The 6,739-nt window shown below is 42.8% G+C and carries 6 protein-coding genes; 5 read left to right on the forward strand and 1 reads right to left on the reverse strand.

The window, feature by feature from the left end; genetic code table 11:
- Positions 1-40 precede the first annotated feature (40 nt).
- The 5 genes from RDS42_RS10730 (at position 41) to RDS42_RS10750 (ending at position 6,016) form a co-directional block, all read left to right on the forward strand.
- Complete coding sequence (locus tag RDS42_RS10730; RefSeq protein ID WP_308783668.1) at positions 41-1,381, forward strand: potassium transporter TrkG; 1,341 nt, start codon at positions 41-43, stop codon at positions 1,379-1,381.
- A gap of 25 nt (positions 1,382-1,406) precedes the next feature.
- On the forward strand, positions 1,407-2,054 hold the full coding sequence (locus RDS42_RS10735) for a TrkA family potassium uptake protein (RefSeq protein WP_308783673.1): 648 nt from the start codon (positions 1,407-1,409) through the stop codon (positions 2,052-2,054).
- Between the two features lie 36 nt (positions 2,055-2,090).
- A complete protein-coding gene (locus RDS42_RS10740) occupies positions 2,091-2,585 on the forward strand; it encodes a LysR substrate-binding domain-containing protein (RefSeq protein ID WP_308783669.1) in 495 nt (164 codons plus the stop codon).
- Between the two features lie 97 nt (positions 2,586-2,682).
- A complete protein-coding gene (locus RDS42_RS10745; RefSeq protein WP_308783670.1) occupies positions 2,683-5,331 on the forward strand; it encodes a sensor histidine kinase KdpD in 2,649 nt (882 codons plus the stop codon).
- The gene (locus tag RDS42_RS10750; protein WP_308783671.1) at positions 5,324-6,016 is read left to right on the forward strand and encodes a response regulator transcription factor; all 693 of its coding nucleotides are present in this window, start codon (positions 5,324-5,326) and stop codon (positions 6,014-6,016) included. Before RDS42_RS10745 ends, RDS42_RS10750 begins: the two co-directional genes overlap by 8 nt.
- Before the next feature lie 79 nt (positions 6,017-6,095).
- Here the strand turns inward: RDS42_RS10750 and raiA are convergent, their stop codons facing one another.
- Positions 6,096-6,623, reverse strand: coding sequence for a ribosome-associated translation inhibitor RaiA (gene raiA / locus RDS42_RS10755; RefSeq protein WP_308783672.1), 528 nt, complete (start codon positions 6,621-6,623; stop codon positions 6,096-6,098).
- Positions 6,624-6,739: the final 116 nt, after the last annotated feature.

Raw genomic sequence — 6,739 nt, forward strand, 5'->3', positions numbered from 1 at the left:
GACAACATAAAGATGAAATAAAGGGAGGCAAAAGCCCGCTATGAAAAGTGCAACGAAAAAAAACCATCGACATTTCACCTCTTTTCAGGTGATTATCCTTGGATTCTTTTCTGTGATCCTGCTGGGAAGCCTGCTTCTGATGCTGCCCTTCTCTACCAGGGACGGTCAGGGAGCATCCTTTGCCGATGGACTTTTTACAGCAACTTCGGCAGTCTGTGTAACCGGACTGATCGTACGTGATACAGCTACCTACTGGTCTGAATTCGGACAGGCCATCATTCTGACTCTGATCCAGATCGGCGGCATGGGTGTAGTAACCATTGCAGTCGCTATTGCAGTCGCTTCCGGCCGAAAAATAGGTCTGATGCAGAGAAGTACCATGCAGGAAGCCATTTCTGCCCATCAGGTTGGCGGTATTGTCCGTTTGACAAAATTCATTCTGAAAACAAGTATTTCCATCGAACTGTTGGGCGCCTTGCTTCTGGCTCCTGTATTCTGTAAAGATTTTGGTATTTTTAAAGGCTTATGGTATTCTGTCTTTCATTCCATCTCAGCCTTCTGCAACGCCGGATTTGATCTGATAGGAGTCAGAGAACCATTTTCTTCTCTTACCAGCTATGCATCGAATCCAATCGTAAACTTTACGATAATGGCTTTGATCATTACCGGAGGACTTGGATTTGTAACCTGGGCTGATATCAAGAAAAATAAATTCCATTTCCGGAAATATAATATGCAGAGTAAAGTAATTCTTACTGTAACTGCAGGACTTCTTATTTTTCCTGCCATATATTTCTTTTTCTGTGAGTTTTCCAATCTTCCCATTGGAGAAAGGATCCTTTCATCCTTATTCCAGTCGGTTACTCCCAGAACTGCCGGTTTTAATACGGTTGATCTGACACTTTTAACGGAAACAGGACTTATGATTATGATCATCCTGATGCTTATCGGCGGATCTCCCGGGTCCACAGCCGGCGGTATGAAAACAACCACAGTAGCAGTTCTTTTTTCTTCTGCCCTGGCAGTATTCCGCAAGCAGGATTTTGCGCATTTTTTCAGCAGAAGAATTCCGGACAATGCAGTAAAAAACGCAGCAACTATTCTAATGATGTACCTCACACTTTTCCTTGGCGGAGGAATGGTAATCAGCTATATCGAAGAGGTTCCTCTTATGTCCGCACTGTTTGAAACCAGTTCTGCCATTGGTACCGTAGGTCTTTCGTTAGGACTTACTCCTTCTCTGGGCATGGTTTCAAAATCAATCTTGATTTTACTGATGTTTTTTGGACGTGTAGGAGGCCTTACTCTTATTTTTGCAGCACTTTCAGAACATAATAACTTTGGATCCAGATATCCTCAGGAAAAAATCACAGTTGGATAAAAAGAAAGGATAAACTAAAATTATGATGAAATCAATTTTATTAATAGGACTTGGAAGATTCGGACGACACATTGCCATGAAGCTGGATGAACTGAACCACGAGGTCATGGCGGTGGACAAAGATGAAAACAGAGTAAACGCAGCGCTTCCCTACGTTACCAATGCTCAGATTGGAGATGCCACAAACGAAGGCTTTATGGAATCTCTGGGTGTTAACAATTTTGACGTATGCATTGTTGCCATTGGAGATAATTTTCAGAGTTCTCTGGAGGCAACCTCCCTTCTCAGCGATCTGGGCGCAAAAATGGTCGTATCCCGTGCAGCGCGTGATGTTCATGCCAAATTTCTTTTGAGAAACGGAGCCAATGAAGTAATCTATCCGGAAAAACAGATTGCACAGTGGGCAGCGATCCGTTACAGCGCCGATCATATCTTTGACTATATCGAGCTTGATGAGGAACATGCTATTTTTGAAATTTCCATCCCAGACAACTGGATTGGAAAAACAGTCGGACAATTGGATATACGCAATAAGCACAACATCAATATCATGGGATTTAAATATCATGGAGAAATGAATCTGAATATCCGTTCTGATACACCGGTTCCTGCCGATCATACCATGCTTGTTCTTGGAAACACAAAAGATATCCAAAAATGTTTCCATATTTAAGAAAAACAAAAATTTTTAGTAAAGAGGTGATTCTATATGAAGGAACTGATCCTATTCTGTGCTGTTGCTGCGGTCTTTGTACTGTGCGGGTTTATACTGAAAAAAATGGGAGCATTTTTTGAAAGTGATAAAAATGCTCCCCCGAAAAAGCCTGAAAAACCTGTCTTGTCCATTGCATTTGAGCATACAGAAGAAGTTTCCTTTTTAAATGAACTTCTGGAGCATTTTTCCCAGCAATCACCTTCCTGTGAACTCAATCTCTTTTACGGATCACCCGGTGAGATACGTCGTCAGATAAAAAACGGAAAGATTGATCTCGGATTCATCCGTAAGGATCCTGCTCTGGAGCCTGATGAATCTTTCCATTCTTTTCATTTTGTCCTTGACGAAAATGTAGTGGCCTGCGAACCTGTCGGGCTTCCTGTCATACCTTTATGCCACAAAAATTTCTTTATGAATGCCATATGGAAGAAAAACAGTACAAACCCTCAGGTTTCCCTTTTTATCAATCAGTTGAAATCCGAATATTAATATTACAGGAATCCTTCAATTTAACTGTGGATTTTAATGCAGGTTTCTGCAAAATACGATATAATAAAGTTTACGCCGCATCAAAAGGAGGGATTACGTGGAACAGCAGGATAATTACAGCAGCCAGTACAAGGGACAGCTGAAAATTTTCTTCGGCTATGCCGCCGGTGTAGGAAAAACCTATGCCATGCTGGATGCTGCCCATACAGAAAAAAAACACGGAACTGATGTAGTCGTCGGTTATATAAGGCCAGACGCTCCGGTCCAAACCAGAATTCTTCTGAAGGATCTGGAAACACTTCCACTTCTTCGCTCAGAACATAATGGTATTCCGGTAAATGAATTTGACCTTGATACAGCCATTAAAAGGCATCCGGATCTGATCCTCATTGATGAGCTGGCCCATACCAATGCAGATGGCTGCCGGCATCAAAAGCGTTATCAGGACATTCGTGAACTGTTAACAGCTGGAATCGACGTTTACACTACTGTAAATGTCCAGAATATTGAAAGCCTGAATGACACGGTAGCTTCTATTACCGGCATTATGGTGGAAGAACGCATTCCTGACTTTCTCTTTGATGAGGCAGATCAGGTAAAACTGGTAGATATTGAGCCACAGGAGCTGATCGAACGACTGGAGACTGAAAATACAGGCTCCTGTCCCGACAGCTCCAATATTACTTTTACCATTGAAAACCTTACCGCATTAAGAGAAATATCTCTGCGCCGCTGCGCAGACCGGGTAAATAAACTGACCGAAGCATCACGGATAAAAAATAAAGGAGAGTATCACACAGACGAACACATTCTTGTATGCCTGTCCTCCTCCCCGTCAAATGCTAAAATAATAAGAACAGCAGCCAGAATGGCCAATGCTTTTAAAGGAACCTTCACCGCATTGTTTGTGGAAACTTCTGATTTTTCCTCTATGGACGATGTGGATCGGCAGCGGCTCCGGACTAATATTTATCTGGCTCAGCAGCTTGGAGCAACGATAGAAACTGTTTATGGAGACGATATTCCTTTTCAGATTGCTGAATTTGCCCGGTTATCCGGGGTATCAAAAATCGTCATCGGCCGAAGCACCATCACGCGCCGTCCTCTTTTTGTAAAACCGGCACTGACAGAACAGCTAATCGCCAACGCACCTAACATGGATGTTCATATTATACCAGATCAGCCCTCAAACCGTACCTCTTTTCCCCAGCATGTCCGAAAACATATTATTTTTTCTGTTGCAGACATCCTGAAAAGTATAGCGATCCTGTCGGCTGCAAGCTGTCTGGGTTTTCTATTTCAATGGCTCGGTTTTGACGAATCAAATATTATTATGATATATGTTCTCGCTGTACTCGTGACATCCATTGTTACAGTGAATCGCATATACAGTCTGATTATATCCATTGTCAGTGTACTGGTATTTAACTTTTTATTCACCGTCCCCAAATTTACCCTGATGGCTTATGGACGTGGCTATCCTGTTACCTTTGCTATTATGTTCATCTGTGCCTTCCTCACCGGAACACTGACCACCAGAATGAAAACTGTTGCAAAGCAGTCTGCCCGGGCAGCCTTTCGCACCAAAGTTTTGTTTGATACCAATCAGCTTCTTCAGCAGGCGGAAGATCAGAAAGCAATTCTTACTTCCACCGCCCATCAGCTTTCCAAGCTTCTGAATCGGGATATCATTATCTATCCAGTAGAAAAAAACAGCCTGAAAAATCCTCTGGTATTTTCTGCCGGAGAAAATAATGCTGCTGATTCATATCTCACAGAAAATGAACGAGCTGTTGCAGATTGGGTATTAAAAAACAACAAGCATGCCGGTGCCACCACACAGACTCTTTCCAATGCCAAATGTCTGTATCTTGCCATACGGGTCAGTAATTCTGTTTACGGTGTTGTAGGAATCGCCGCATGCGGTCAGCCCCTGGATGCCTCTGAAAATAATATTCTTCTTTCCATTCTGGGTGAATGTGCACTTGCACTGGAGAATAAAAAAAATGCTCAGGAAAAAGAAGAAGCTGCGATCCTTGCCAAAAATGAGCAGCTCCGCGCCAATCTCCTAAGGGCTATTTCACATGATCTCCGTACACCACTGACTTCCATATCAGGAAACGCCAGCAATCTTATCTCTAACGGAAGCTCCTTTGATGAATACACGAAACAGACAATCTATCAGGATATTTACGATGATTCCATGTGGCTGATCAATCTTGTAGAAAATCTTTTATCGGTTACACGCCTGGAGGAAGGACGGTTGAATATCCGTATATCTGCAGAACTTGTAGATGAGGTGATACAGGAAGCGCTGCGTCATGTAAACCGTCTTTCCAAGGATCATGAAATTACGGTCCACAATGAAGATGATCTTCTTCTGGCAAAAATGGATGCCCGGCTGATTGTTCAGGTTCTGATCAATCTTATAGATAATGCAATTAAATATACACCGAAAGGTTCCCACATCCAGATCAGAACAAGGAAAGAAGATCAATGGGCTGTTATCTCGGTATCTGATGATGGTCCAGGTATTGCTGACGAAAACAAAAAACAGGTATTTGATATGTTTTACAGCGGAACGCATCAGATTGCTGACAGCCGGCGCAGTCTGGGTCTGGGACTTTCCCTGTGCAAATCCATAGTCAATGCCCATGGCGGAACGATCCGGGTTTCCGATCATCTGCCTCACGGCACTGTATTCACATTTACATTACCAGCCGAGGAGGTAAAGTTACATGAATAAACCCTTGATTCTGGTGGTTGAAGACGACTCATCTGTAAAAAATCTTATCACAACCACTTTAAAAGCACACGATTACCGTTATCTGGTTGCCGGAAACGGCGAAACAGCCATTCTGGAAGCTTCTTCTCATAATCCTGACATTGTTCTTCTGGATCTGGGGCTTCCGGATATGGACGGAGTAGAAGTCATCCACAAAATCCGCTCCTGGTCCACCATGCCCATTATCGTCATCAGCGCACGCAGCGAGGATACCGACAAGATAGACGCACTGGATGCAGGAGCCGATGATTATCTGACCAAACCATTTTCTGTTGAAGAACTTCTGGCAAGACTCCGTGTGGTACAGAGACGGCTTTCCATGATGACGCCGGTGGAATCTTCCGTATTCGTAAACGGTGCCCTTCGTGTAGACTATGCTGCTGGATGTGCCTATCTCGACGACCAGGAGCTTCATCTGACACCTATTGAATATAAGCTCCTCTGTCTTCTTTCCCGCAACGTCGGCAAAGTTCTGACTCACACCTTTATTACACAGAATATCTGGGGCAGCAACTGGGAAAATGATGTAGCATCCCTGAGAGTATTTATGGCCACTCTCCGCAAAAAGCTGGAGCAGGGACCGGATTCCCCCCAGTATATACAGACTCATATCGGAGTAGGTTACCGTATGATAAAAACAGAATAAAACACTCCTGCTTCTATGGAGTCAAAAAACCCCTGCTGTCGGTGGAAATACCACCGACAGCAGGGGTTTTTTCTGTTTATCAGAATTCAGGCTCGATCAGTCCGTAAGTATTTCCCTTACGTTTATAAACCACATTTACCTGATCGGTTTCTGCATTCACAAATACGAAGAAGTTATGTCCCAGAAGTTCCATCTGTACGCATGCATCCTCAGGATACATTGGTTTGATATCAAATTTCTTCGTACGAATGATCTTAACCTCTTCATCCTCATCATATTCTTTATCAATATATTCCTGCTGGAAGTTTCCGGCAGATTGTTTCCTGTCTACAATTTTGTTTTTGTATTTGCGGAGCTGGCGCTCAATCACCTCTTCTACAAGATCAATTGAAACATACATATCATTGCTTACCTGTTCAGAGCGGATGATATTGCCTTTTACCGGGATCGTAACCTCGATCTTCTGTCTTTCTTTTTCAACACTTAAGGTTACTACAACTTCGGTGTCAGGAGTGAAATACCGTTCCAGTTTTCCAAGTTTGTCTTCAACGGCTGTTCTGAGTCCTTCAGAAACAGTAATGTTTTTTCCGCTAATAATAAATTTCATACATCCATCCCCTTTGCTGTTTATTTGGGTAATACTCACGCAGGATACTTTCTGCGTCTATTGTTTATGAAGTCATTATAACACAAACTCATGAATTTTAACAACACTTTAGGAAA

Origin of the sequence: uncultured Blautia sp. (genome assembly GCF_902497045.1) — a bacterium.
Classification (GTDB): domain Bacteria; phylum Bacillota; class Clostridia; order Lachnospirales; family Lachnospiraceae; genus Blautia_A.

Excerpts from the sequence above, each read along its gene's own strand:
- RDS42_RS10735 (WP_308783673.1), top strand. The coding sequence starts at position 1,407 with ATGAAATCAATTTTATTAATAGGACTTGGAAGATTCGGACGACACATT.
- RDS42_RS10730 (WP_308783668.1), top strand. The coding sequence starts at position 41 with ATGAAAAGTGCAACGAAAAAAAACCATCGACATTTCACCTCTTTTCAG.
- raiA (WP_308783672.1), bottom strand. The coding sequence starts at position 6,623 with ATGAAATTTATTATTAGCGGAAAAAACATTACTGTTTCTGAAGGACTC.
- RDS42_RS10740 (WP_308783669.1), top strand. The coding sequence starts at position 2,091 with ATGAAGGAACTGATCCTATTCTGTGCTGTTGCTGCGGTCTTTGTACTG.
- RDS42_RS10750 (WP_308783671.1), top strand. The coding sequence starts at position 5,324 with ATGAATAAACCCTTGATTCTGGTGGTTGAAGACGACTCATCTGTAAAA.